Source organism: Bacillus sp. EB V-12, assembly GCF_056158125.1.
In genome coordinates this window covers 90,144-116,197 of sequence record NZ_JBUXJL010000002.1, presented here as the reverse complement: position 1 = coordinate 116,197, position 26,054 = coordinate 90,144, and the positions used below count along the sequence as shown (strand labels likewise).

Sequence of the window (26,054 nt, the reverse complement as noted above, 5' to 3'; positions counted from 1 at the left end):
TATATAATAGAACAAAGAGGTGAAAAACATGTCAATCGAATCGCTATGGAGCAGTCGCTTCCAACAACATATTCAAAATATCATTACATACTTTGCACGTATGATTAACGGTTTACTATATAGCTTTATCTTTATTTCATGCGTTGGTGCATATTATTATGCTCAGTTTCTAAAAGCATCTCCTTCTAAAGGAATATCTTTAATAATTATAACGATTGTACTTACATTCATTATAACGAGATGCCCTATCCGTACATTTATTCAAAAACCTGATGCTGTCTATTTACTAGCACTAGAAGAGAAATTAACATCTTATTTCAAAAAATCTCTTCTATACAATTACATCATTCAGCTTTTCCCATTGTTATTTACGTTCCTTATTCTCGTTCCACTTGCTATGCAATCATTACAATTAACGGTACCTTTTTTATGTACAATCTTTATCGTGTTAATGATTACGAAAGCCTGGAACATGTACATACATTGGATGTGGCGTGATAGTCACGAAAAAAATATATGGCTAATCATTTGTATTACTTGTAACGCCCTAATCATTTACATGCTGTTTTATTCCGCAAATGTTCTCATATTGGGCGGACTACTCTTACTACTTGCTTTCCTACTTCTATATACGAAAAAACAGCCTACAAAACGAATACCGTGGGATTACATAATCAAGCAAGAAGAAAAAATGAACGTTCGTTTTTATCAATTTGCTAGCATTTTCACAGATGTTCCGCAACTGAATAAACAAGTAAATAAAAGAAAATGGCTTACAAATTGGATTGAACCTTTATTACATAAAAAACGAGCAACTTTCTTCTACTTACATACACTAGCATTTTTACGTGGAAATGATTATTTCGGTATATATATTCGCTTAGGATTAATCGGTGCTTTCGCCTTATATTTCATACCAAATATATACGTAAAAGGCGCTATCGCTTACATCGTTTTATATATGATCTCTATGCAGCTTCGTTCACTATGGAAATATTTTTCGGGAAATATTATTGTAGCATTATATCCAACCCATACTGAAGAAAGGATGAAGCAATTTCTTCGCTTAATCTTTATATTGCCAAGTATTCAACTCATTGTATTTTCAATTGTTATACTCATTGCTACAGGTCAATTTTTACATAGCCTTATCATTATGATTGTCGGGTTACTCTGGATCAAATTTATTATTGTACCAAAAACGAAGCAAAGAATTTCCGCATTTTAACGAAAAGAATTATCTTAAAAGCCAAGGAGAAAATAAATTTTCTCCTTGGCTTTTTTATTTTTTAATGTTAAACCTATCGTTCATACTTAATTAAAAACTTTAGGTATGTTACTCCTGTTTTTCTTAAGCATAGAGTGCTATACAAACTCCCTTTCTTCCCCTTGATGTTTTAGGGGTTAATTATGATTTTTACATACAAAAATCATAATACATGTTTACATACTAATAAAAAGGGTATCTATTAAATTAACAAAGTAAAGGAGGGGCCTATATTGTGAATAAAAAAACGGAACAATTGAAGCATCACGTTACTGACAATCAATGCAAACATGCTTTAACAACAAACCAAGGAGTAAAAATAGCTGAAGATGAATTTTCTTTAAAGATGGGCTTAAGAGGCCCAACCTTAATGGAGGATTTCCACTTTCGCGAGAAAATGACCCATTTTGATCACGAACGAATTCCCGAAAGGATTGTTCATGCACGCGGGGTTGGCGCTCATGGTTATTTTCAGCTTTATAAATCTTTAGAAACATATACGAAAGCAGATTTTCTTACTAATCCTTCAAAGAAAACACCTGTATTTGTACGGTTCTCAACCGTTCAAGGTTCTAAAGGATCCAACGACACAGTAAGAGATGTACGCGGATTCGCCACAAAATTTTATACAGATGAAGGAAACTATGATTTAGTGGGTAATAATATGCCAGTATTCTTTATCCAAGATGCTATTAAATTTCCTGATTTTGTCCATGCAGTTAAACCAGAACCACATAATGATATTCCTCAAGGAGCTAGCGCTCATGATACCTTTTGGGACTTTGTTGCGCATAATCCTGAGTCCACTCATATGGTCATGTGGCAAATGAGCGACCGAGCTATTCCGCGTAGTTTACGAATGATGGAAGGTTTTGGAGTTCACACATTTCGACTCATTAACGCAGCAGGAAAAGCCCATTTCGTAAAGTTTCACTGGAAACCTACCCTCGGGGTTCATTCATTAGTATGGGATGAAGCTCAAAGGATTGCTGGGAAAAATCCTGATTTTCATCGTCAAGATTTATACGAAGCAATTGAAAAAGGGGATTATCCTGAATGGGAGCTTGGATTACAATTAATTCCAGAAGAAGATGAACATAAATTTGATTTTGATATTTTAGATCCAACGAAATTATGGCCAGAAGAAGAAGTTCCCGTAAAATTAGTTGGTAAAATGACATTGAACAAAAATGTTGATAACTTCTTTGCTGAAACAGAGCAGGTAGCTTTTCACCCTGGTCATGTCGTACCAGGTATTGATTTTTCAAATGACCCTCTTCTGCAAGGAAGATTATTCTCCTATACAGATACACAATTATCTCGTTTAGGGGGCCCTAATTTCCATCAAATCCCTATCAATCAGCCCGTATGTCCTTTTCATAATAATCAACGTGATGGTATGCATCAAATGCAGATTCATCGCGGTCAAACAAGCTATCATCCTAATGGATTAAATAACAATCAACCTGCAACCGTCCAAGCCGAACAAGGAGGATATGAACATTATCAAGAAAAGATTGATGGGCATAAAATTAGAGGTCGCAGTAAAAGCTTTCTTAACTTTTATTCTCAGGCTAAACTTTTCTACAATAGTATGAGCCCTATTGAAAAGCAGCACATAAAAGAAGCTTTTTGCTTTGAAGTTGGGAAGTGTAAATCAGACATGGTGAAGGCAAATGTAATTGCTCTCCTAAACCACGTCGATCGTCAATTAGCACAAGAAGTCGCTAACATTATTGGAGCTCCTTTACCTAAGGAAAATCACGAAGTAAATTCAGATGCAAAATCACCTGCACTAAGTATGTCCAATACTATTTTTAAATCTGATTCCAAAAATGTTGCAATTCTATTAAATGGTGACCCAAGCGTCTCACTTCTGTCCGAATGGATTCAAGCTTTTGTACAACACCGAATTAACTATAGCATCATAGATAATAAAATTTATCAGTTCAATGATTCCATTAAAGTAACTGATACTTATACAACAACAGACTCCTCCCTTTTTGATGCAGTATTAGTGTTTAGTAGTGAGTCTGTCATTCAACCCCCTGTTTTAGAATTTGCAGAAACTACTTTTAAACATTTTAAACCGATAGCTCATGTCCTTAGTAATCCTCATGCTTTGGACCATAGTAAGATTAAACTGGATGGAGCAGGAGTTTACAACTTAACAAACACTTCAATTGAATCATTTATAGAAGGCATTGCCCAAGGAAGATTCTGGAACCGATAATATAAGGAGCGGATTAGAATGAGTAAAAAAATTGCTATTGTAATAACGGATTATTTCGAGGATACAGAATACACAGAGCCAGTAGAAGCTTTTAAACAAAAGGGATATGAATTAACAACTATTGAAATGGAAAAAGGGAAAACAGTACACGGTAAGCAAGGAAAAAGTGAAGTCGTGATTGATAAAAGTATTGATGATGTTTCTCCAGAGAACTTTGATGCCCTCTTCATACCGGGTGGATTTTCTCCAGATATACTTCGTGCAGATGAACGTTTTGTTCGCTTTAGTAAAGCATTTATGGATGCGGAAAAACCTGTTTTCGCTATTTGTCACGGACCTCAGCTACTCATCACTGCACAAACACTTGAAGGACGTGATGTCACTGGATATAAATCTATTGAAGTCGATTTGAAAAATGCCGGCGGGAACTTTCATGACAAAGAGGTTGTCGTATGTCAAAATCAGCTAGTAACAAGTAGACAGCCAGAGGACATCCCAGCGTTTATTGAAGAATCGTTGCGTATATTAGGATAACTAACCTCCTTTTATTTACATGAAAATAGTTAATCATTGGGGTTTTATTCATCCCCTACTGATTAATTAGCCCTCACCAACTGGTCGTTTACAGGCAATCCGACCACCACAAATAGCAAGATAAATAAAAAGAGGGGAATCCAAAAGTTCAGTTTTAATAATCTTTTGGATTCCCCCCTTTTCTCGCCCAAAAATTCCTTATCACTTTTCATAGGCAGTTCTCATATAGTGAAAATGACTATATAATTCCTATCCATAAGTTAAATAATGATTTCGCACATATATAAATACAAAAGATGGGAGCCTTATTTATGAATAACAATCCACCTTCAACGCCCCCAAATCCAACGGAAACAAATAATAATGAAGTGAGCTTACAAACGTTACGCGTTATTGGGCTAATTGTACTGATTAGTGGCTACATATTAGTAGCGCTTTCTGAAGTAGGCACATTAAAAAATCTTTTGCTACAGCCGAATACCACTCCAAATTTAGCTGAAGTTGATCCGTTCTAAAAATTATATAAAAAGCGAATCCCAGTATAGCTGGTTCGCTTTTATATAGTTTCATCCAATTTGAGAAACATTTCTCTCATCCTCATACTTCTCTTTCCCTATCGCCTTCATAAATAGAAAAATACTGCTCATACCAACGATAAAGTACAGAGCACTCATGCCCCAAGATGCAATAAATGAACCTAGCATAACACCTAATGCCCCGTTCATTTTTGCCACTTGAAAGACCATTCCGTTAATCGCCATATAAGAACCTCTTGCCTCATTTGGCACCATATCTGCCATAATAGATTGACGCACTGGCACATACATCATCTCACCTACCGTTTGGAAAAGCCCTGCAATTAATAAAATCCATAAGCTATTGCTCGTTCCGAGTATTGTAAATCCAATTGTATAAATGAATAAACCTACATATAAGATTTTCAAATCGTTGAAGCTTTTCAGCATTTTAATAAGAAGTGCTGAACATAACACAACTAAAATTGTATTCTCTGCAGAAATCCAGCTCAGCATGCGAATCCCTGTTAAATCAAACGTAATACCATTCCCGAATAAAAAGTGTACCGTTTCAAATTCCTTCTGCAAGCGAACACCTAAATAATTATTAATTTGAAACTCTAAAGACAATGTACATATACTCGCTGCACAAAAAATTAAAAATGCTTTATCTTTCATCACGACTTTATAACTATCTGCCATACCTTTTAATACATTTTTCTTCTCCACCGTTTTTCGTGCTACATACACTTCTTCCATATACACAGCCATCACATATAAAGTAATAATTGCAACAAGCGTTAATACGATAAACAATTGCAATCTATAGTTTTCAAATAGTAACCCACCAAATATTGCTCCAATCGCAATGGATAAATTAATAGCCCAATAATTAATGCTATACATTACTTTTCGATTTTCAGGTGTACTCACATCAATTAACATCGCCTCTGTCGCAGGATTCATAAGTCCAGATCCTAAACTATTCACTAGCATAAAGATAAATGTTAACCACGGTGAATCTACATAATCCGAATTCGCAACTCCCATACAAGCAATGGAAATGACTTGTATACTTTGACCGATAATCATAACCTTTTTACGCCCAAGCCGGTCTCCAACATATCCACCGTATAAACCAATTACTAATGAAGCTACGACATTAATGAGTAGTAAAGCACCAGCAATCGCACTACCTAACTTTATTGAAAAATAAATCGCCATAAATGGAAAAATCATCGTGGACACAGTACGTGTTAAAAACGAAGTTAGAATTCTAATTTTTATATTTCGATGCATACTCCCAAATCCCATTGTTTCCCCCTCCTTATGCTTACTTATTTTACTTTGAAAAAAAGGAAGAAAAAGGTTAGAATATTCTAAAGAGTTTCCCCTTTTATGATAGAAGGAAGTGTATATATGAAAATTATGGACTATTACATTAGACTAAGACTACATGCACAAGATCAACAACATATGCGAAATAGCTTACAAGAATTAGCGGATGTTTTATATTGCAGTACGAAAAACGTAAAGATTTTATTAAAGAAAATGAGCGAGGAGCAATTAATTAGCTGGACTCCAGGGCGAGGCCGCGGAAATAAAACGGAAATTCTATTTATACATAATTTCGTAGAAGCGATTGAGTCCTATACAGATGACCTGTTAGCGCAAGAAAAATTAAAGGATGTTTTTCTTCTTTTAAAAGAACCCCTACCCCCTGCACTTCAAAAAAAGATAGAAAACAAACTACATCATCATTTTGGATACGAACCTTCAAATGATATGTACGACATATTAAAGATTCCTATATCGAGAAAGATATTCCCATTAGATCCGGCTTTTGTGGCTGTAACTACAGAGAGCCATCTTACGAGTCAAATTTTTGATACGTTAGTCGTCTATAACGATGTTACTGAAAAAATGGAACCACACATTGCGCATACGTGGGAATTAAGTGAAGACGGGCTTACGTGGACTTTTTATTTACGAAAGGATGTATATTTTCATAACGAAACAGTTTTAACTTCTAAAGATGTACAATTTTCATTTGAAAGACTAAAAGAGGTTCACTCTCCTTTCGAATGGTTAACAGAAGAAATTGTTCAAATTGAAACGCCATCACCACTGCAAATTCGATTTCATTTAGCAAAACCAAATTTATTTTTCTTACACTATGTAAGTTCCATGCAACTCGCAATTTTACCGCGTGATACGAGTATTCAAAATCATCATTATATAGGTACTGGACCTTTCAAACTTGCTCATTACTCTGAAGATAATATCGTACTCGAAGCGTTCACTCATTATTTTAAAGAGCGCGCATTATTAGACCGTATTGAATTTTGGGGTATTCCTGACCATGTGCAAATAGATGCTGATTATGAACTACCAAACGAAGAGGAAAATGAAAGGCATGATATACAAATAGAAGAAATAGGTTGTATTTATGCTAGCTTCAACTTTACAAAACCTGGTCCTCATCACGATATTTACTTTCGAAAGGCTTGGAGAGAACTATATGATGTTGAAACGATACTTCGTAGCATAGAGGGTAGACGAACAATTGCTGCATCAAGCTTCTTCCCTGATAGAAGCCGCCTTGCAACAAGAAGATCCTACTCTTTAGAAAAAGCAAAAGAGTATTTGAAAAAGAGTACATATAATGGAGAAACGATACATATTTACTTCTTCGCATTTAAAGATAGTGCAAATGATGCATATTTCTTAAAAGAACGATGTGAAAGTTTAGGTATACAAGTAGAGCTTCATCCATTTCCCGTTTCAGATTATATGGATCGCTCTATTGATAAACATGCTGATATTATTTTCATGGGAGAAGTCTTTGCTGCCAATCATGAAATTGCATTCTTAAATGTATTTAAAAATAAAAGTTGCTTCGTAAATCGGTTCATGGACCCGCACTACGAAAAACAAATTAACTGTTTACTAGATACATTTTTACTAGAAGAAAATAAAGAAAAGCGTTATGAACTCATGTATGAGATTGAAGAGTTTTTACAAGCAGAACACATCATTTTATTTAACTATCACGTTTTAAAAAGAAAAACATATCCTCCTTCTTTAAAAAACGTAACAATTGATTCATTTGGTTGGGCAAATTTTGCGAAGTTATGGATACAGCCATCCACGCATTAAAGTGTGAGTTTTTATAAAAGGAGAAGGTACTACATCCTTAGTAGTACCTTCTTCACATACAAATATAAACTATTATTTAATTACTCTATCTAAGTGATCTTTCAAGTTCAATAAATATTGTTCTATATCCGGATTCTTCACCACATCATAACAAGCAAAACTCTTTAACGGACTCATACCGAGAAACTTTTGCACGCGGTGTAAATGACTAAGCGCTGATTCTAAACTTTCTCCTTCAAAGAACTTCGTCTTATCTCCAAATGCTTTTTCAGGTGCATTCCAAGTTGTAGAGAACATATACTCTTTCTCTTTTAATAAACCACCTGTTCCATATTCATCTGCACCTTTAAAGAACAAACCATATTCATATACTTCATCCATATACGTTTTAAATAAGCCCGGTACACTAAACCAATAAATCGGTGTTTGATAAATAACAACATCGGCCCATAAAAACTTATCTTGTTCTTCTTTAATATTGTAACCATCTTGAATCGTTGTTGTTTTCACATGATGATTCTCGCCTAATACAGTAACCATATAATCTACTAACGTTCTATTTAATCGTCCTTCCTTTGTACCATATTTTTCATGTCCATTTATAATAAATATATTTTTCATCGTTTTTCTCTCCCCTATATGATCTACTCTTCGGCTATTAAGCCGAGTTGCTGCTGTAGTGTAAGATTATCTTCTAAATGCCAATCTTCCGTTATCTTTCCGTCTTTCACATGTAAAATATCAATTGCAAAAAAATTAATTTTCTTACCATTATGCGTTCCTGTAAAAGAAAGACGGGCTGTTACTTTATCACCAACAACCAATAAGTCTTCAATCTCGCAATGTATATCAGGCACAACTTTACGAAAATTTTGCGCTGCAAACTTTAATCCTTCAATGCCTTGTGGTCGCCCTTTCGGCAATGTATTATCGAAAAATTTTTCAGTAACAGTCTGCGGAATAAGTTCCTCCTTACCTGTATCCCAAAATGCATAAAAACGCTGCGCCGCATGAACCATTTCTGTCGCTTCTTTTTTACTTAGTGAGGGATCAATTGTCATTGCTTTTGGCCTTGGCATTTCTTTTAATAACTGGACTTCAGTTTTTTGTTCCACACCACATGCTACAAGCACAATACAAATAACAAACAAACTAAGGAATCCAAATAACTTTTTTATCCCCATGGAAATCACCACCTCCTCATATAAATCCTTTATGTTTCGTATTGCTATTGTATATGCACTAACTTCATTTATGGAAGTAGTGATATTTTTTTCATATAGTTACCAAAAGTATAGTTTTGTGATACTATAAAGCAAATTCATCCAAAAAAATTTTATGGAGGCTAGTTCCATGAACAATATAGATCCAGTTGAATTAACGAAAGGTTTACCTGGCATACCTTGTCCTATCGCTAAAACGCTTGATGTAATTCGTACAAAATGGACGTTTTTAATCATTCGTGATCTTCTTATCGAAGGAACATTACGCTTTAGTGATTTACAAAAATCAATGAATGGTATTAGTCCAAAAACATTATCGCTTCGACTAAAAGAATTAGAGTCTCAAGGCATTATAACGAGAAAAGTATATCCAGAAGTTCCGCCTCGTGTAGAGTACACATTAACGGATAAAGGAAAGCAATTAGAGGGGATTTTTATTGAATTAAAACGGTTTGGATTAAGCTTATAAAACAAAAACCCCTTACCGTCGTAAGGGGTTTTATTACTTCGCAAAACTCTCAGCCAACTGTTTCTCTCTCCACATAAATGTAATGCCGAGACCAACTATTAAAACAACTCCTGAAAATGCATATGGATAATGAATATTCATATCAAATAATATTCCGCCCATCGCTGGTCCTGCGATATTTCCTAAACTCGTATAAGTCGAGTTCATTCCAGCAACGAATCCTTGCTCTTTTCCAGCTGCTTTTGATAAAAACGTCGTTAAAGCTGGACGAAGTAAATCAAATGCTAAGAAAATGAAGCAAGTAACGAGAAGTACAATCCAATAATTAAAGACTACAGTTGAGACGAATGCTAATACTGCACCTACAATTAAACATATTTGAATTAATACTTTCTCACCGAACATGTCTACCAATTTGCCAAACATAAACACTTGCACAACTACCCCAAAGATTGAACTGATTGTAATAATTGCTGCAATATCTTTCGGCGAGAAACCAAATTTATGATCTGAGAATAAGCTAAACACAGTTTCATACGCCGATAATCCGAATGCGAGTACAAATACGATAATAAATGCAATTGCATACATTGGATGTAATGATTTCTTTAAATCACCAATAAAACTTGATTCTTTCGTATTAGAAGAAATCTCTGCAAGTTCTTCTTTCGTTAACGGTTCTTTTAAAATAAAGATTGAAATCACACATGCTATAAAAGCAATTGCTGCTGCAACGAAAAACGGCACACGTATACCGTATTCTGCAATAAATCCGCCGATTCCAGGCCCTATAATGAATCCAGTACTAATAGCCGCAGATAAGTATCCCATCGCCTTTGGACGTTCCTGAATAGATGTAATATCCGCAACATATGCCGTAACACCAGGCATAATAAAAGCAGCACTAATTCCGCCTAATACCCTTGCCACATAAAGCATCCACACATCTTTTCCTAATCCAAAAAGAAGCTCTGAAACACCAAAAATAAATAATCCAATGATTATCATTTTCTTCCTACCGTAAAGATCAACCCATCGGCCTGTAATAGGTGAAGTAATGAGCTGTGCCATTGCAAACACTGCAACGAGATAGCCCATCGTCTTCCCTGTTAAATGCATATCATTCATAAAGGATGGCATAACCGGAATGATTAATCCAATCCCTAGAAAAGCGATAAATATATTACTCAAAAGAATGACCAATACCATCTTTTGTTCTTTTATCGGTTTCTTCACTTTTTAACACCTCTTCCCGTAAGTTCCTCTCAAAAAATAATACCCAAGAAGCTTTTTCTTTATCCTGCTCTTTGCGGGCTAGTAATGAGTGAAGATGCCTCCACTCATTAGAATTTCACTCTATCCTTCTACACATACATAAGCATTAGGTGAATGACTATCATTCAGTTTTCCTCAAAAATGAACCTACCTTTTCAGACAGGTTCATCTTACTACTTCTTTATATGTAGTGCATGTGTTAAAAAATCTAGTACTTCTGCCTTTTGCAAATCCACTTGCTCATCATCTTTATGATCATATAAATAAACTTGTTCCGCTGCTGATTCAACAAGAGCGATAAATAACTTCGCTGTTCGTTCTGCGTGAACCGAATCACGAATTTCACCAGCTTCTTTCGCCTCACTTAAAAATTCGCTTAACCACATATAAAGAGGCTCATACACAGCTTCCCACTCTTTTATATGTTCTGTAGATGCAAGACCCGCATACATTAAAGCTTGTATTTCACGGTATTCCTCTATAAAGTGAAACACTGCATCGATTACTTGTGCCACTTTATTTGAAAAAGGTACATCTTTTTGTACTTTCTCTTTCACTGCAAGTATCATCTTTTCAACCATCACTTCTGCTATTGCAGGCATAACAGATAGCTTAGAAGGAAAATATAAATAGAAAGTTCCTTGCGCAATGCCAGCTAATTTCACGATATCAGAAATCTTCGTTTTTTCGACGCCCTTTTCCTGAAACACTTCAATCGCTGCATAGACAATTTTCTCTTTTTTATTCATCATCTAAACCCTTTCACACGCATATTGAATGACTGTCACTCATTTTATAAGATAATCGATTGTACTGTCAATGATAGTGAACTCTAAGAGGAAATCATTTTTTTATAATAAAATCTCCTAATAAACAATTAGGAGATAAAAATACAATATATCTTTAAGAAAGTGCCTTTAATCCTGTCACTCCACATACAATAAGAAACACACTAATGATACGCGCTTTACTTTTCGACTCACCAAACAAGAACATGTTTAACAAAACTGCACCTGCTGTTCCGATACCAATCCAAACCGCATACGCGACACTTACTTGTAAAAATAAGAAGGAAGTATACAAAAATGCGAAGGATGTAGCAAACCCGCCTATATAAATCGCACCATTGGCCAATGTCTTATCTTTACTATACATTTTAAGTCCTATCACACCGACTATTTCACTAATTGCAGCACAAAATACGAAAAACCAACCCATTTTTAAGCAGCTCCTTCCACAGTTTCTTCTTTATTATCAGCTAGCTTTAAACCGATAACGCCGGCTACTACCATAAGAATGAAGAATAGTTTGCCTGCGCTGAAACTTCCACCGAAAAGAAATACATCCATTAAGAAAGTACCTACCGTACCAGCTCCGGCGAAAACAGCATATACAGTCCCTGTTGCAAGATGTTCACACGCTTTAGAAAGGAAGTGAAAATCAATAGCAATAACTCCTAAAATAATAATCCAATGCCACCAAGTATTAGCCGTATTAAAACCAAACACCCAAAAAATTTCAAAGATACATGTTAATATGACATATAACCAAGCTCTATTTTTCATACCTCTCACCTCTTATGACTGACTATCAGTCATTTTGTTTTAAAAAAATATACTCTTTCATCAATACTATATAAAAACAACTATCATCCTCATTTACCATTGTATTTGTTCCACTTCTAAGCTAACTGCATCCTGGCACATAAAAATGACTGAATGTCATTCATATATATTGTACATGAACATTTTAAAAACTGTCAATGCCGAAAGTTTATTTAAAATTTCTTTCATCTGATTTGTATATTTCTCAATAATCTGTCAATACTGCTAGTAACATAATATTTTCTCCACTCCCCCTTGGAGAGATCCCTTGAATGGAGCAGTTAGCTTTTGCTAGCTGCTCTTTTTTATTTGTCCGCACACTTATGATGAAATACTCATAGATCAAATCCATTTTTCATCACATAACAACATCTATTTATTTTCCAATGAGCTTTTGTATGCACTAATTTTATTCTCGAGCATCTTCTCTGTAACTTCTAAGTTTTCTCTTTGAATCTGAATAGATTTCCTATGATCTTCTAGGAGCTGTAAACGAGCTTCTGTTGTATGCTCCCCTTCTGTATATAATCTAGCGTATTCTCTTATTTTCGCTATTGGCATTTGCGTTTGTTTTAATTTCATTACAAACTGCAACCACTTTATATGTGACTCTTCGTAAAGTCGATTTCCATTTGTATCACGATTTGCAATTAATATATTTTCCTTTTCATAATAACGTAGTGTATGTGTGCTCACGCCTAATAATTTTGCTACCTCGCTAATTGTGTACATACTAAAACTCCCTTCACATGCTTACCCTCATATATTTTATAACCGTATCAAATTTATAAAAAACGTTTGACTTAGAGTATACTCTAACAAATACAATCTAACCATAAATGAATTTGAATTTAGGGGGATTTTATATGAAATACACTGTTATTACTGGCGCAAGTTCCGGAATTGGTTATGAAGCAGCTTTAGCATTTGCATCTCGCGGAAAAAATTTAGTACTTGTAGCTCGAAGACAAGAAGAATTAAACGAATTAAAATTGAAAATTAACGAAATGCATCCAGAATTGGATGTTGTCATTCGAAAAACTGATTTATCTGTTACTGAAGATGTTTATAAACTTTATGAAAGCCTACAATCTTTTCAAATTGAAACGTGGATTAACAACGCAGGTTTTGGTAATTTCGCCTCAATTGCTGAACAAAATTTAAATAAAATCGAGACGATGTTGCATGTCAATATAGAAGCACTAACAATACTCTCTTCTCTTTTCGTTCGAGATTATTCAATGGTTGACGGAACACAGCTTATTAACGTTTCATCGGGCGGCGGATACACAATTGTTGCTGATGCTGTTACGTATTGCGCTACGAAATTCTATGTAAGTGCATTTACAGAAGGGCTGTCTCACGAACTGAAAGAACAAGGCGCAAAACTGCAAGCAAAAGTTTTAGCTCCTGCTGCAACTGAAACAGAATTTGCGAAGCGTTCATTTGATATTGATGAATTCCAATATGATAATGTTGTACCAAAATTCCACACTGCAAAACAAATGGCACAATTTATGCTCGATCTTTATGATAGCGATAAAGTTGTAGGGCTTGTCGATGGTTCTACTTATAACTATGAACTTAAAAACCCCATTTTTAAGTTTGCAGTAAGAAAAACGAATTCAAGTTCTTAATTTCCCCTAAAACATAGATGCCCACTATTACGTAAATAATAGTGGGACTTTTTCTGTCTGAAAAATTCACCCAACATACCGAATCATCGCCACCTCATCACAATAATCAACCTTTGGACAATGCCTACAATCAATCCATACTTTCTCTGGCAATGCATCTCTATTCACAAAATCAAACCCGCACTTTTGAAAAAATTCCGTTTCATATGTTAAAGAAATAACTCTACTCACTTTTATTTTCGCAGCTTCATTCATGACATGATTCACTAACATACGTCCAATCCCTTTTCCTGCATATGTATGCGAAACGACTAACGACCGGACTTCTGCTAGGTCCTCCCCTAATACATGTAAACCAGCAACTCCAACAATTCTCTCGTCTTCTTTCATAACATATAAACATTGCAAATATTGATAAAGAGACAAAAGAGAACGCGGTAAAACAACTCCCTCTTTTGCATAAACCTCAATAAGACTATAAATTTCTTTCACATCACTCGTCACCGCATTACAGATTTTCATATTACATCCCCTTGCCCCTCAATATTAATATTTATAACTTAAAATGAATTTTAATTCATAATTTTATATAATAATACATCTCTCTTTTCTCCTCGTCAATCAATTTATACAAACAAAAAACCAAGCAATCTAATCGATGCTCGGTTCCTCATCTCGTATCGGCAATACTGTTGAATATTTAATTTCACGAAGTGCCAAACTCGTCTGTATACGTGTAATACCAAGCTTATTCAGCTTTCTAATAAACTGCTCTAGTTCTTTACGATCACGATTTGCAACCTTTAATAAATAATCGTACTCTCCTGTTAAACAGTGACATTCTAACACTTCCGGCATCGATTCTAATTCTTTCTCCAACACTTCCAACTTGTCAAATTGATGAATATTCGTACTCATAAAAATAAAACATAATAAATCAAACCCAAGCTTTTCTTGATTTAAAATCGCAACTTGCTTATCGATGAAACCTTCCCCATCCAATCTTTTTATTCTTGCATGCATCGCAGCCGGTGATAAATTAACGCGACGTGCCAGCTCTGCATTACTTACTTGTGACTCCTTCTGCAATATATCTAAAATTTGTACATCCAAATCATCCAACACTTTAATAACAGACGACTCCATTACAATTCCCCCTTTTTTCTTACCGATGATTATTCGAAAAAACACCTTATACCTTACAAAAAACTGAATATCATTCCGTAAATATCATTCGCAACTAAATATTTTATCGAGTTTTCACCATTATACAAAAGAATATATTACATAATAAAGAAAAATGCTAAAATTATTTACAATTCGTATTGATTACAAAAAAGGGGATTTTAGCATGCCTTATTTTTACGTCTTTTTACTATTACTAACGAGCTTATTATGGGGAGGAAATTTTGTCGTTGGAAAATCACTCGTCGATCATGCATCGCCGATGACATTGACAAATTTAAGATGGATGATTGCGATTGTTTGTTTATTACCGATGGTATGGTTTAAAGAAAAGAAAATCCTTCCACCACGTACCGCAATACTTCCTTTAATATTGATGGGAATTTCAGGGGTCGCTCTTTTTAACATCTTTCAATTTTTAGCATTAGAAAAAACATCCGCTACGAATGTAGGTCTTATCTCTACATTGAATGCAATTTCAATCGCATTATTTTCAGTATTATTTCTAAAAGAAAAAGTAAATACACTTCAAATCCTATCCATGATTCTTTCATTCTTCGGGGTTATCCTCGTCCTATTAAAAGGTGATTTCTCGCTTTTATTTTCACTACATTTTAATAGCGGCGATTTATGGATGATTGCAGCAGTTTGTATTTGGGGAATCTATTCTGTTTGTAGTAAATGGGCAACAAAAACAACTACACCACTTATGGCAACGTTGTACTCTGGTATTTTCGGCGTTATTTTATTACTACCGTTTAACATAGGTAGCTTCACTGTTTCAAATATAAATACTTCTTTCATCACATCACTTTTATATACTGGGCTTATTTCGACAGTTCTTTGTATGGTATTTTGGAATATTGGCGTACAAAAATTAGGCGCAACTACATCAGGTATTTTTCTAAACTTCAATCCAATTTTCACAGCCATTTTAGCATTCATATTCCTCGGAGAAGAATTAACGTGGATACAAATTTTAGGGACAATTGTCGTTGTAACAGGATGTTATTTATTTTCTCATTTTAAAACTGTTGCCGTTCAGCCTGTTAGACCTTTAATGCGAAAACATTCTTAATGAAAAAACATCGTCATCTGGGTTGGCGATGTTTTTATTTTCTCTTCATTTCTTTTATATACTGCTTTTCCTCTTCTGGCGATAAACGTTCCGTCGCCTTGCCAGTATCTCCACCTTGAAGGCTCCATAAAAAGTTATGCTCCTCAACAGTTTGAGAAAAATCTCCTTTTTCCCATCTATTTATAATAGAAAATAACTTCATTTTATATTGAAAACCTGTACTATTTTCAATATCTCTTTTTACATTAGAAATTTCCTTTTTTGTCATCTCTACAAATCCCCATTTTTCAGAGGATTTTACCTTTTGGTGCACCATTTTATGCATAGTAGAAATAATTTCACCTTCACTAATTTGCGGGGCTTCTTCTGCAGCTTTTTTCTCTTTTTCGTTTGCCGCTCGCTCGGTTTGAATATTTGTATTTTCTTTTTCCACATATGCAAGCAATTTCTTTCCGCCAACTATAGAAGAGATGATTACCATAATGGTAATACATATACCTACAATCCATTTAAAAAGCATTAGCTCTTCATCGCTTCCCTAACAATATGACTATCTACATACTGCTTAAACTTCACGATTTTTCCATTTTCAAGCTGCCATACATGAACAAATTCTGCTTCAAATGATTTTCCTGTTTCTTTATAAACTCCAGAATACATACCTTCAGCAACAATTACATCTTTTCCGTTTACTTCATGATATGTATTTACACTTGCTTTATAATCATCCCAGTCTGATCCTAAACGGCTAAATACATTTTCCATTATAGCTTCTACGCCTTTATATGTTCCGCCGTACGGGAAACCTTCTGCCTCTGTCCATTCCACTTTTTCAGAGAAGGCTTCTGCTAAATGCTTTGCATTCGAAGACGCTGATCCTTCATACGTGCTTTGAATAATTTCTAAATTTGATTTAGGCATATTACTTCCTCCCGTTTATTTATTTTTACACAAGATGTAACCTATACAGTTACATCTTGTGTAAAAAAATATTTAAATTGTTTTACTCTTAATCCATTTGTTGTAATCATTATAGTTACAATACTTCTTCAAGTCAACATTTATAAATAAAATTTACTTCGTTTTCATTACTTTCTCTTTTAAGAAACGATCTACATATCCTTCTGCTTTTACTACGAATAAATACGCACCCATTGATAATAATGCAAGATCTAATTCATATCCTGGATTCTTTCCATCTCCTAATAAACCTGCTGCTCCATTTACCTTTACGATAGCTCCAGCTAAAATAAGAGCGAATAACAATCCTACATATCGTACACCTAAACCGATAATTAATAATATACCACCAACTAATTCTACAGTTGCTACGCCGTATGCAAGGCCACCTGGTAAACCGATGCTTGTAAACCATCCTGTTACATTATCGATACCTGATTGAAACTTTGCTAAACCGTGTGCAAAGAACGTAACTCCTAACACGATACGAATAATTAAATTCCCAATATATTGATTCATTTTGAACTCTCCTTTTTGTTTTGTTATGGTGAACTTTTATTTACAAGTCAAAACAATACGGTATTTTATTTCATTCGTCAAATACTTTTTTAAAGAAAACAAAAAACATTATCCGTTTTACGGATAATGTTTTCCTACAAAATAGCGCTAATTCAAGCTTTTATTCTATCGCATAGAAAAAGTTGAAACATTTTTCCAGCGCCAATATAAGGCAGTAAAGAAACGTCCTCTTCCACAACTATTCCAACAACATTCACTTTCTCATCTACAGGTAAATCATGTGTAGCAACTTGCATCTCCCCTGCATATCTACCGTACAATTCATTATCAATTGTAATGCTGCCTTTCTTTCTTACAATTGTATGCATCGGCTGTAAAACCACTCTATTTCCTTCCCTTGATTCTACAGATCGAATAACATCACGAGCCGGATCTAGTCTATTTGTATGCACTTGCTCCACCACTTTTAATACTTCTTTATCAGTTATAAATGATTTGTAACGCAATGGAATAATCCCTCTACTCGCACTAGCTACTTCTTGCATACTTTCCAAACTTGCGCTTATATCTCCAATCAATACTTTATCAACACCACAATCTTGAACAAGTTCTAAGTACGCTTCAAGCGGGCGCATATTGCGATGTTTTTCTAACGTTGGTAACCCTTCATATAACGGACCACGTTTTTCCGCATCACCTGGAATAAATGCCATCGTTTTTATTCCGCACTCCTGTAAATATTGATTTTGTTTTTGTAAGAAGGACTTTGCTAGTCCCGTCTCTGGACGTGGATAAAAATTATGCCACGCTTCTACATTCTCTACTCTTATATGTTCTGCAAGTAATTCTTTCCAAAATGGCTTTGTAATCGTACTCGCATTTAAAGCTACTTTCATCTTATGAGATACGCTTGCAATTTCTTTTGGCGCAATGCCGTAATCCATTCTTAAACCGGTAATGCCCCAGTCCAATAGTTCTTCCACATTTTCATATGTTAGCCCTAAATGATGTAACGATTTTGGAGAAACATCAACCATTAACTCCATTTCATGTGCAAGAGCTTGTTTCCCTAATATTTGAATTAACTCTTTATACGTATTTGGATCATCTTCTGGAATGTGCAGTGATGTAAAAATAGATGTAAACCCATTTTCCTTCGCTACTTTTAGCCACTCTTCTTGTTTCTCTACTCGTTCTTTTGAAAGATAAATGGAAACTCCGATCATATAAATCTCCCTTTCTATTAATAGAAAAAGAGAAAGGAATCCCTTTCTCTATATGTTTTCTGCCATTTCTTCTTTAAATCCGAAGAAATACGTAAAGATAAATCCGAAAGCATATGCAATTACTAAACCTAAGAAATAGAGTAAATATTTATTGTCAGCAATTAACGGAATTAAAGATAGCCCTGATACGCCAATTCCAAGAGAAGCTGTTTGCATAACTGCTTGGAATGCACCACCGACAGCCGCTCCTAAACAAGCAGTAATAAACGGTTTCCCAAGTGGTAATGTCACCCCGTATAATAACGGCTCACCAATTCCTAAAAAGCCAACTGGCAATCCACCTTTAATTACATTTCGAAGTCGTTTGTTTTTTGTTTTCACATAAATCGCAATTGCTGCGCCCACTTGGCCAGCACCAGCCATTGCGAGCACTGGTAATAAAGGTGTTACGTGTGTTTGATTAATAAATTCCATATGAATTGGTGTTAAACCGTGATGCAATCCGACCATAACGAGAGGTAAAAATGTTCCCGCAAGTACTGCGCCAGCAAATGCTCCGCCAATATTTAAAATAGCATTAATTCCGCTCGTAATACCATCTGATAAGAAACCTGCTAATGGCTGAATGGCTAACATCGTTACGATACTTACAACTAATACAGTAATGAGTGGTGTCACGATAATATCAACTGCGTTTGGCACTGCTTTTCGAACTTGTCTTTCCACTACAACCATAAGCCATGCTGCAAAAATAACTGCAAACAATCCGCCCCGTCCGGGCACTAATGCTTCACCAAACAATTTTACGTTTGCCATCGCCGGGTTGAAAATTAAAATACCAGCAATTGCCCCAAGAACCGGTGTCCCGCCAAATTCTTTCGCTGTATTCCAGCCGACTAAAATTCCTAAGAATGTAAAGATACCGCCGCCAATGAGTAGTAACATTTGTAACCACGTTGCATTTGGATCAGCACCAGCATTTTTCGCAAAGTTAGCAACCCCGTTTATAATTCCTGACGCAACAAGCCCCGGAATTAATGGGATGAAAATACTTCCTATTTTTCGTAAAAAGTTTTTCACCGGTGTATTATTTTTCTTCTTAATCTCTGATTTCATCTCTTGCCCAATATCTTCAAGGTGATGATCTGCTACCTCACCAATTCGTAGTCCTGTCAAACCTTCCATTTCAGCTGCTACTTTATTTACTGTTCCTGGACCAACGACAACTTGAAGCGTCTCATCTTCTATAACACCCATAACGCCTTCAACCTTTTTCAAAAGGTCCATATTTACTTTACTTTCATCATGAAGCGTTAAACGTAGTCTCGTCATACAATGAGCAATACTACGAATATTTTTTATTCCACCAAGTTGCTCCGAAATTTCCTTGGCCATTCTCTCTTCTTTCTTCATAATAGAATCCCCCTCCCTATTACTTTATAGTGCTTTCTTCACAAACCCTTTTGCGTATTTTAGTTTCTCCAGTGCTTCCCCATACTCACACTGCAACAACACCATAACAATGGCAGCTTTTACGTTACGTTCTGCCTTTTCATAATACTCTGCCGCTACTTCATAACTAGCGCCTGTTGCTTCCACAATAATTCGTTTTGACCGTTCTACTAACTTTTCATTTGTGGATTGAACATCTACCATTAAGTTTTTATATACTTTTCCTACACCAATCATCGAAGCTGTTGAAATCATATTCAGCACTAATTTTTGTGCTGTACCAGCTTTTAAACGCGTTGATCCTGTTAATATTTCTGCACCTGTTTCTACTTCCACATTTAAATTTGCATATTTACTTATTTCAGCATTTTTATTACAAGAAATACTCGCTGTACTCGCTCCTACGCTCTGTGCGTATTTCAAGCCGCCAATTACGTAAGGAGTTCTGCCACTGGCAGCAATTCCAATCACTGTATCTTTCTCATTTAATCCAATACTTTTTAAATCTTCTTCTGCTAACTCTTCGCGATCTTCGGCACCTTCCACCGCCTTAGTAAACGCTTTCAATCCACCTGCTATAAATCCTTGCACCATTTTATCATCCGTGCCAAATGTCGGCGGACACTCCACTGCATCTAGGATACCTAAACGACCACTCGTACCAGCACCAATGTAAATTAAGCGTCCCTCTTCTTCAAAAGATTTAATAACAGTCTGTACAACCTTTTCAATTTGTTCTATCTCTTTTTCAACTGCTAACGCAACAGTTCGATCTTCTTCATTCATACTTTGCAATACTTCTTTTATGCTCATTTCATCCAGATTCATTGTTTTCTCATTACGATGTTCTGTCGATAAATTTTCTAACATATTTCCACCCTCTTTGAAATTATATTTCACACTTTTATTATAACTTTAAGAAATTAAAAATCAATAACCCTTTCTTATTTTATGAAATAAAATTTCACGACATGACATATTTTTGTCAAAGATAATAAAGTGAAACTTTAATCAGTGGGGGTTTTGTTCATCCCCACTGATTATTAGCCCGCACCACTCGGGCTTTTACGGGATAAAAAAAAGATGAGTCTCCTCATCTTTTCTTCTACTTTAACTTCCGTAACCGCAACGCTTCTTCTCGCGTCTCCATAAATTGATCCAATACTTTATTACCAATTCGGTTGAAAGTAATCACATATAAAGCATCAATCATATTCAGTTGCGTCATTCTCGACGCAATACTTGCAATACGATGATCTTGTTCTACATCTGGCATACAAAGACGAATGTCCGCTTCTTTATATAGGGGGGATGATTGATCTAGCTTCGTAATTCCAATAACAGTTGCACCTTGTCTCTTTGCATACTGCGCCATTTCAAGCACATCTCTCGTTCGACCAGATGTTGAAATCGCAACAAATATATCGCCTTCTTTTAAATTCGTCACAAGTGGCAACATCATATGAAAATCAGATAGCATCATTGCCGTAAATCCAAGCCGCGTAAATTTATAAGCCCCGTCCATTGCTGGCGTAGCTGATCCGCCTACTCCGTAAAATATAATTTTGCCCGCATTGACAATACGATCCGCTGCTTTCTCAAGTTCCCTCTTATCTATTGCAGTAACACTCGCCTCAATTGCAGCTTTATTCACATAAGTAACTTTATTAAATAAATCATACGGTCCATCTTCTGTATTCATCACTGAAAAATCGTTAATATTATAATCAGCAATCGTTAATTCACGAACGAGTGCTATCTTAAATGCTTTAAAACTTCCGATTCCAATCGATTTACAAAAGCGAACGACACTCGCTTCACTTGCTCCTGCATTCGTTGACACTTCTTTCGTCGTTAAATTCGGTACAATCTCTGCATTCTCCATTATGTACATGGCAACCTTCTTCTCAGCTGGTGAAAATTGATCCATATTACTTTCAATTTTAAATAGTAATGTTGAAGCTTTCACTATTTAACCTCCACTTCTTACGGTTGCGTTCACTTATTTTCTCTTGCTTCAAGAAGGTAATAACCATCATCGCTAGGAGGATGAAACACATTTACAATGCGATTCCCTTTTTGATAAACAGTTCTTTCCCCCTCTGTCCACTTCTTTTCCCAACCGTTCATCCAAATCGCAACATCAGGTAAAAAAGCAGTATATTTCAGCTTCTGACCGTACTCACCATCTGCTTCTTCCGAAAAAATAGAAACCGGAAAATCTTTCACTTTTGATTCTTTCCATGCAGTAAATGGTATACATACTGCAATAAGTACGATTACACCGATAACCTTCTCCTTCGTAATCTTCACACTTCCCTCTCCTTGTCATATCACATACATAGATTTTACCATAATTACAAACCCTTCATGCTATATGATCATTGCTTTTGAGAATAAAAAAAGAGCTTACCTACATCAGATAAGCCCTTCCTGTCTATACAAAATATTTCTTCAAAAGTGGCGGTGTAATAATCGTCGTCAATATAACAACAATAACAATCGCTGTGAAATTTTCTTTCGCTAATAAATTCGCCGTAAGTCCATTTGCTGCGATGATAAGCGCTACTTCACCACGTGATACCATCCCCGCGCCAATACTAATAGAAGATTGGCGATTAAATCCTGTCAGTCTTGCGCCTAAGCCGGATCCGATTAACTTTGTGAAAATCGCAACGAGAGTCATAATAATAATGAACCAAAGCTGACTTCCAATGCCTTGAAATGTAATTTCCATTCCGATACTTACGAAGAATACTGGAACAAATATTGCATAAGCAATCGGTTCAATTTTATGTTCCACTTCATGCTTATACTCTGTTTGAGAAATAGCAATTCCTGCTGCAAATGCTCCAATAATGCCTGCAATTCCCATCATTGCACTGTAATAAGAAAAAGAGAAACAAATAATAAGAGCCGCGCTAATTAACGCTTCTGTTACACGAAGCGGGACAAGCATTTTCATAATCCAAGGAACGACTTTCCAAGCAATAAAAACAATACTTACAAAGAAAATAATTTTCTTTACAATGACAAGTGTTATATTCACATCTTGTGTTCCTAAAAAACTCATTACAAATGCTAATAAAATAACGACAATGACATCATCAAATACGGCAGCACCTAAAATTGTTGTACTTTCTCTCGTATTCATTTTTCCTAGATCACGTAGCGTCTGCACCGTAATACTAACCGATGTTGCGCAAAGTAATAACCCTAAAAAAATGGCATGGGATTGTATTAATCCAAACAGCAATCCTGTTACATAACCACCGATGAAAGGAAAAATAATTCCACCGGCCGCTACTGCAAACGACGATTTCAAATTCCGATTTAACTCTTCTAAATCTGTTTCAAGTCCCGCCATAAACATAAGTAACAAAACACCAATCTCACTCAATTCATCAATCAGTTCAGAACTATTAATAATACCAAGTACAGCCGGACCGATAATAATACCGACAATTAACTTACCAAGTACAGAAGGCTGACCAAGTCTTACACTAATGTCACCAGCTAATTTCGTACAAAGTAAAATGACGACAAGTTCAAAATAAAATAACATAGCATCTGCTCCTACTTTAACTTTAATCAGTGGGTCGTTAACCCCCGTCCATTTCTGCAAGTAGTTTCCCCTATTGATCCGCATTTTATTTGTCATATTTTTATTTGACAAAATATTCTGAATTATATTAAGATTAATCCAGCAATTTTAAAAAACTACATACCATAACTGCACCTCCACTTCCTTACTTACTCTTTTTTAATGGACTCATACTATAGTCGCAGTTATGGAAATGAAAAAACGGGGGGAGAGTCCAAAGTGAAGTCATTATTACGAAAAAAAGCGCTTAGTACTGAATCACCAAAGCAGCTAGCTAGAACATTAACTGCACTCGATTTAACATTTTTAGGAATCGGCGCCGTAATTGGGACAGGGATCTTTGTATTAACAGGTATTGTTGCAGCAAAACATTCTGGTCCTGGTATTATGCTATCATTCCTTATTGCTGCATTTACTTGTGCTTGTGTAGCCTTTTGTTACGCTGAATTTGCTTCTTCTATTCCTGTCTCAGGAAGTGTGTATACTTACGCATACATGACAGTCGGAGAAGTCGTCGCCTTCATCGTCGGATGGTGTTTAATGCTCGAATATTTACTTGCCGTTGCAGCAGTAGCTGTCGGTTGGTCTGGTTATTTGCAATCATTACTACAAGGGTTCAATATACACCTGCCCGCCATAATCGCCTCGGCCCCCGGCGTAGGAAAAGGTGGTCTCATCGATTTACCTGCTGTCTGTATTTTACTTCTTATTACGGGCCTTTTAAGTTTTGGTATACGCGAAAGCGCACGCATTAATAATATTATGGTTCTTATTAAGTTAGCCGTTATTATCGCTTTTATCGTAGCAGGTGCAAAATATGTAAAACCTGAAAACTGGACACCGTTCATCCCATTCGGATACGACGGTATTATTACTGGGGCTGCCACTGTGTTCTTCGCCTTCTTAGGATTTGATGCAATCGCAACAGCTGCAGAAGAAACGAAAAAACCGCAGCGTGACTTACCAATTGGTATTATCGGTTCTCTTCTTATTTGTACTGTTTTATATATGATCGTATCTTTCGTTTTAACAGGTATGGTTCCTTATACGCAATTAGACGTTTCTGATCCAGTTGCATTTGCATTGCATTTCGTTGGTGAGGATACAATTGCAGGACTACTCGCTGTTGGAGCGATGACTGGAATGACAACCGTTCTCTTAGTCGTTATGTATGGACAAGTTCGCGTTTCGTATGCGATGAGCCGTGACGGTTTACTTCCAAAAGCGTTAGCACGTGTAAATAAAAAAGTAAAAATCCCTTTATTAAATACGTGGATTACTGGCGTTGTTGCTGCTTTATTAGCAGGCCTTTTAGACTTACATTTGCTAGCGAATTTAGTAAACATCGGTACGTTAACAGCCTTTACATTCGTTTGCTGCGCAGTACTTATTTTACGAAAAACACACCCTGATTTAAAACGTGGATTCCGTACACCTTTCGTACCTGTATTACCAGTTGTCGCGATTCTTTGCTGCTTATATTTAATGATCAATTTGTCTAAAACAACATGGATTAGCTTTGCAGTTTGGCTTATAGTCGGCTTATGCTTCTATTTCTTCTACTCTAGGAAACATAGTCATTTAGCTATTGAAAAAACGAATGATGAAAAGAAAAAAGCATAACAAAATAGCTCGCCGTTTTAGCGGCGAGCTATCTTTCTGTACTATTATATTTTTTCGTCAACGATTGTAAAATGAAAAATATGCCGATGCAAGCTGTAAACCATGCCCAATTTCCTATTGGCGTTGCGTATTTCACAATTCCAATACCTACAAGCAATAGGAAAATAATCACCTGATATATGAGCTTCCACTTTTGCATATATTCCCTCCTTTACTTCGTTCCCTTCTTTTTATTCTTCCAGGCATTTAAACTATCAAAGAAGAAATTAATAAATAACGTGCCTAAACCCGCTAATAAAAACGTCATTAAAAATAAAACCCAAATACTTTTTTCTTTTAAGAAATAATATCCTACAAGGAGCACAACCGCGATCCATACATATTCAAGAATTCTTTTTAGCTTTTTCTGTTCCAAATTATTCGCTCCTTCATTCTATACTACTTTTAGTATAACAAAAAAGAAGCCTATCATGATAAGCTTCTTTTCTTCT

30 protein-coding genes are annotated in these 26,054 nt (G+C 35.6%); 9 read left to right on the top strand and 21 right to left on the bottom strand.

Translation table 11 applies throughout. The annotated features are described in order from the left end of the window. The first annotated feature begins 28 nt into the window (after positions 1 to 28). The 4 genes from ACZDYH_RS07170 (at position 29) to ACZDYH_RS07155 (ending at position 4,549) form a co-directional block, all read left to right on the top strand. On the top strand, positions 29 to 1,228 hold the full coding sequence (locus ACZDYH_RS07170; RefSeq protein ID WP_434713566.1) for an ABC transporter permease: 1,200 nt from the start codon (positions 29 to 31) through the stop codon (positions 1,226 to 1,228). A gap of 274 nt (positions 1,229 to 1,502) precedes the next feature. Further along, positions 1,503 to 3,500, top strand: a complete 1,998-nt coding sequence (locus tag ACZDYH_RS07165; protein WP_006917040.1) for a catalase — start codon at positions 1,503 to 1,505, stop codon at positions 3,498 to 3,500. Positions 3,501 to 3,518: 18 nt separating this feature from the next. Continuing rightward, positions 3,519 to 4,034 (top strand): type 1 glutamine amidotransferase domain-containing protein, encoded by a 516-nt coding sequence (locus ACZDYH_RS07160; RefSeq protein ID WP_006917041.1) that lies wholly within the window; start codon positions 3,519 to 3,521, stop codon positions 4,032 to 4,034. Positions 4,035 to 4,345: 311 nt separating this feature from the next. Further along, positions 4,346 to 4,549: a hypothetical protein gene (locus ACZDYH_RS07155; protein ID WP_001063863.1), complete on the top strand. Its 204-nt coding sequence runs from the start codon at positions 4,346 to 4,348 to the stop codon at positions 4,547 to 4,549. A gap of 51 nt (positions 4,550 to 4,600) precedes the next feature. Here ACZDYH_RS07155 and ACZDYH_RS07150 read toward each other — a convergent pair whose 3' ends face one another. Continuing rightward, positions 4,601 to 5,863, bottom strand: a complete 1,263-nt coding sequence (locus ACZDYH_RS07150) for an MDR family MFS transporter (protein ID WP_434713563.1) — start codon at positions 5,861 to 5,863, stop codon at positions 4,601 to 4,603. Between the two features lie 84 nt (positions 5,864 to 5,947). Here ACZDYH_RS07150 and ACZDYH_RS07145 point away from each other — a divergent pair, with 84 nt between their 5' ends. Further along, positions 5,948 to 7,708, top strand: a complete 1,761-nt coding sequence (locus tag ACZDYH_RS07145) for an SgrR family transcriptional regulator (protein ID WP_434713561.1) — start codon at positions 5,948 to 5,950, stop codon at positions 7,706 to 7,708. Between the two features lie 72 nt (positions 7,709 to 7,780). Here the strand turns inward: ACZDYH_RS07145 and ACZDYH_RS07140 are convergent, their stop codons facing one another. Continuing rightward, entirely contained in the window at positions 7,781 to 8,329 is a 549-nt protein-coding gene (locus ACZDYH_RS07140; RefSeq protein WP_006917044.1) for an NAD(P)H-dependent oxidoreductase, read from the bottom strand. A gap of 23 nt (positions 8,330 to 8,352) precedes the next feature. Further along, positions 8,353 to 8,892 carry an ester cyclase gene (locus ACZDYH_RS07135; protein ID WP_163093099.1) on the bottom strand — a complete coding sequence of 180 codons (540 nt, stop codon included), beginning with the start codon at positions 8,890 to 8,892 and terminating at the stop codon, positions 8,353 to 8,355. A gap of 169 nt (positions 8,893 to 9,061) precedes the next feature. Here ACZDYH_RS07135 and ACZDYH_RS07130 point away from each other — a divergent pair, with 169 nt between their 5' ends. Beyond that, complete coding sequence (locus tag ACZDYH_RS07130) at positions 9,062 to 9,400, top strand: winged helix-turn-helix transcriptional regulator (RefSeq protein ID WP_061113258.1); 339 nt, start codon at positions 9,062 to 9,064, stop codon at positions 9,398 to 9,400. 33 nt (positions 9,401 to 9,433) lie between these two features. On the opposite strand, the gene ACZDYH_RS07125 is transcribed toward ACZDYH_RS07130, so the two are convergent. The 5 genes from ACZDYH_RS07125 to ACZDYH_RS07105 form a co-directional block, all read right to left on the bottom strand. Then, positions 9,434 to 10,636: an MFS transporter gene (locus ACZDYH_RS07125; protein WP_000742953.1), complete on the bottom strand. Its 1,203-nt coding sequence runs from the start codon at positions 10,634 to 10,636 to the stop codon at positions 9,434 to 9,436. Positions 10,637 to 10,848: 212 nt separating this feature from the next. Further along, entirely contained in the window at positions 10,849 to 11,427 is a 579-nt protein-coding gene (locus ACZDYH_RS07120) for a TetR/AcrR family transcriptional regulator (RefSeq protein WP_002025356.1), read from the bottom strand. Positions 11,428 to 11,578: 151 nt separating this feature from the next. Next, entirely contained in the window at positions 11,579 to 11,893 is a 315-nt protein-coding gene (locus ACZDYH_RS07115; protein ID WP_000539671.1) for a DMT family transporter, read from the bottom strand. Between the two features lie 2 nt (positions 11,894 to 11,895). Beyond that, on the bottom strand, positions 11,896 to 12,240 hold the full coding sequence (locus ACZDYH_RS07110) for a DMT family transporter (RefSeq protein ID WP_017656912.1): 345 nt from the start codon (positions 12,238 to 12,240) through the stop codon (positions 11,896 to 11,898). A gap of 411 nt (positions 12,241 to 12,651) precedes the next feature. Then, positions 12,652 to 13,011, bottom strand: a complete 360-nt coding sequence (locus ACZDYH_RS07105) for a MerR family transcriptional regulator (RefSeq protein WP_075677766.1) — start codon at positions 13,009 to 13,011, stop codon at positions 12,652 to 12,654. Between the two features lie 134 nt (positions 13,012 to 13,145). On the opposite strand from ACZDYH_RS07105, the gene ACZDYH_RS07100 reads away from it, so the two are divergent. Continuing rightward, positions 13,146 to 13,916, top strand: a complete 771-nt coding sequence (locus ACZDYH_RS07100; RefSeq protein WP_434713553.1) for an SDR family NAD(P)-dependent oxidoreductase — start codon at positions 13,146 to 13,148, stop codon at positions 13,914 to 13,916. A 66-nt stretch (positions 13,917 to 13,982) separates the two neighbouring features. Here the strand turns inward: ACZDYH_RS07100 and ACZDYH_RS07095 are convergent, their stop codons facing one another. Continuing rightward, a complete protein-coding gene (locus ACZDYH_RS07095; protein WP_000686669.1) occupies positions 13,983 to 14,438 on the bottom strand; it encodes an N-acetyltransferase in 456 nt (151 codons plus the stop codon). 129 nt (positions 14,439 to 14,567) lie between these two features. Further along, entirely contained in the window at positions 14,568 to 15,062 is a 495-nt protein-coding gene (locus ACZDYH_RS07090; RefSeq protein ID WP_000446095.1) for an Lrp/AsnC family transcriptional regulator, read from the bottom strand. Between the two features lie 205 nt (positions 15,063 to 15,267). Between ACZDYH_RS07090 and ACZDYH_RS07085 the strand changes: the two genes are divergently transcribed. Continuing rightward, the gene (locus tag ACZDYH_RS07085) at positions 15,268 to 16,179 is read left to right on the top strand and encodes a DMT family transporter (protein ID WP_001146242.1); all 912 of its coding nucleotides are present in this window, start codon (positions 15,268 to 15,270) and stop codon (positions 16,177 to 16,179) included. A gap of 34 nt (positions 16,180 to 16,213) precedes the next feature. Here the strand turns inward: ACZDYH_RS07085 and ACZDYH_RS07080 are convergent, their stop codons facing one another. The 9 genes from ACZDYH_RS07080 to ACZDYH_RS07040 all read right to left on the bottom strand — a co-directional run bounded on the left by ACZDYH_RS07080 (position 16,214) and on the right by ACZDYH_RS07040 (position 23,997). Then, complete coding sequence (locus tag ACZDYH_RS07080) at positions 16,214 to 16,699, bottom strand: PRK06770 family protein (protein WP_000897995.1); 486 nt, start codon at positions 16,697 to 16,699, stop codon at positions 16,214 to 16,216. Further along, positions 16,699 to 17,100 (bottom strand): nuclear transport factor 2 family protein, encoded by a 402-nt coding sequence (locus ACZDYH_RS07075; RefSeq protein WP_001126699.1) that lies wholly within the window; start codon positions 17,098 to 17,100, stop codon positions 16,699 to 16,701. Before ACZDYH_RS07075 ends, ACZDYH_RS07080 begins: the two co-directional genes overlap by 1 nt. 153 nt (positions 17,101 to 17,253) lie before the next feature. Next, positions 17,254 to 17,658 (bottom strand): DoxX family protein, encoded by a 405-nt coding sequence (locus tag ACZDYH_RS07070; protein ID WP_474886004.1) that lies wholly within the window; start codon positions 17,656 to 17,658, stop codon positions 17,254 to 17,256. A gap of 152 nt (positions 17,659 to 17,810) precedes the next feature. Then, on the bottom strand, positions 17,811 to 18,884 hold the full coding sequence (locus ACZDYH_RS07065; protein ID WP_000580627.1) for a DUF871 domain-containing protein: 1,074 nt from the start codon (positions 18,882 to 18,884) through the stop codon (positions 17,811 to 17,813). Positions 18,885 to 18,932: 48 nt separating this feature from the next. Continuing rightward, complete coding sequence (locus ACZDYH_RS07060) at positions 18,933 to 20,297, bottom strand: PTS transporter subunit EIIC (protein ID WP_000711293.1); 1,365 nt, start codon at positions 20,295 to 20,297, stop codon at positions 18,933 to 18,935. Positions 20,298 to 20,321: 24 nt separating this feature from the next. Next, positions 20,322 to 21,206, bottom strand: a complete 885-nt coding sequence (gene murQ / locus ACZDYH_RS07055) for an N-acetylmuramic acid 6-phosphate etherase (RefSeq protein WP_000892350.1) — start codon at positions 21,204 to 21,206, stop codon at positions 20,322 to 20,324. A 235-nt stretch (positions 21,207 to 21,441) separates the two neighbouring features. Beyond that, positions 21,442 to 22,305: a MurR/RpiR family transcriptional regulator gene (locus ACZDYH_RS07050; protein WP_000648175.1), complete on the bottom strand. Its 864-nt coding sequence runs from the start codon at positions 22,303 to 22,305 to the stop codon at positions 21,442 to 21,444. A gap of 29 nt (positions 22,306 to 22,334) precedes the next feature. After that, the gene (locus ACZDYH_RS07045) at positions 22,335 to 22,649 is read right to left on the bottom strand and encodes a hypothetical protein (RefSeq protein WP_048655899.1); all 315 of its coding nucleotides are present in this window, start codon (positions 22,647 to 22,649) and stop codon (positions 22,335 to 22,337) included. Between the two features lie 124 nt (positions 22,650 to 22,773). Continuing rightward, positions 22,774 to 23,997, bottom strand: a complete 1,224-nt coding sequence (locus ACZDYH_RS07040; protein ID WP_474885997.1) for a cation:proton antiporter — start codon at positions 23,995 to 23,997, stop codon at positions 22,774 to 22,776. A gap of 105 nt (positions 23,998 to 24,102) precedes the next feature. On the opposite strand from ACZDYH_RS07040, the gene ACZDYH_RS07035 reads away from it, so the two are divergent. Continuing rightward, the gene (locus ACZDYH_RS07035; RefSeq protein ID WP_002040681.1) at positions 24,103 to 25,563 is read left to right on the top strand and encodes an amino acid permease; all 1,461 of its coding nucleotides are present in this window, start codon (positions 24,103 to 24,105) and stop codon (positions 25,561 to 25,563) included. Between the two features lie 28 nt (positions 25,564 to 25,591). Here the strand turns inward: ACZDYH_RS07035 and ACZDYH_RS07030 are convergent, their stop codons facing one another. Together ACZDYH_RS07030 and ACZDYH_RS07025 are read right to left on the bottom strand one after the other, a co-directional pair. After that, the gene (locus ACZDYH_RS07030) at positions 25,592 to 25,762 is read right to left on the bottom strand and encodes a hypothetical protein (RefSeq protein ID WP_001174839.1); all 171 of its coding nucleotides are present in this window, start codon (positions 25,760 to 25,762) and stop codon (positions 25,592 to 25,594) included. Between the two features lie 12 nt (positions 25,763 to 25,774). After that, positions 25,775 to 25,978 carry a hypothetical protein gene (locus tag ACZDYH_RS07025; protein ID WP_000435797.1) on the bottom strand — a complete coding sequence of 68 codons (204 nt, stop codon included), beginning with the start codon at positions 25,976 to 25,978 and terminating at the stop codon, positions 25,775 to 25,777. Positions 25,979 to 26,054 lie beyond the last annotated feature (76 nt).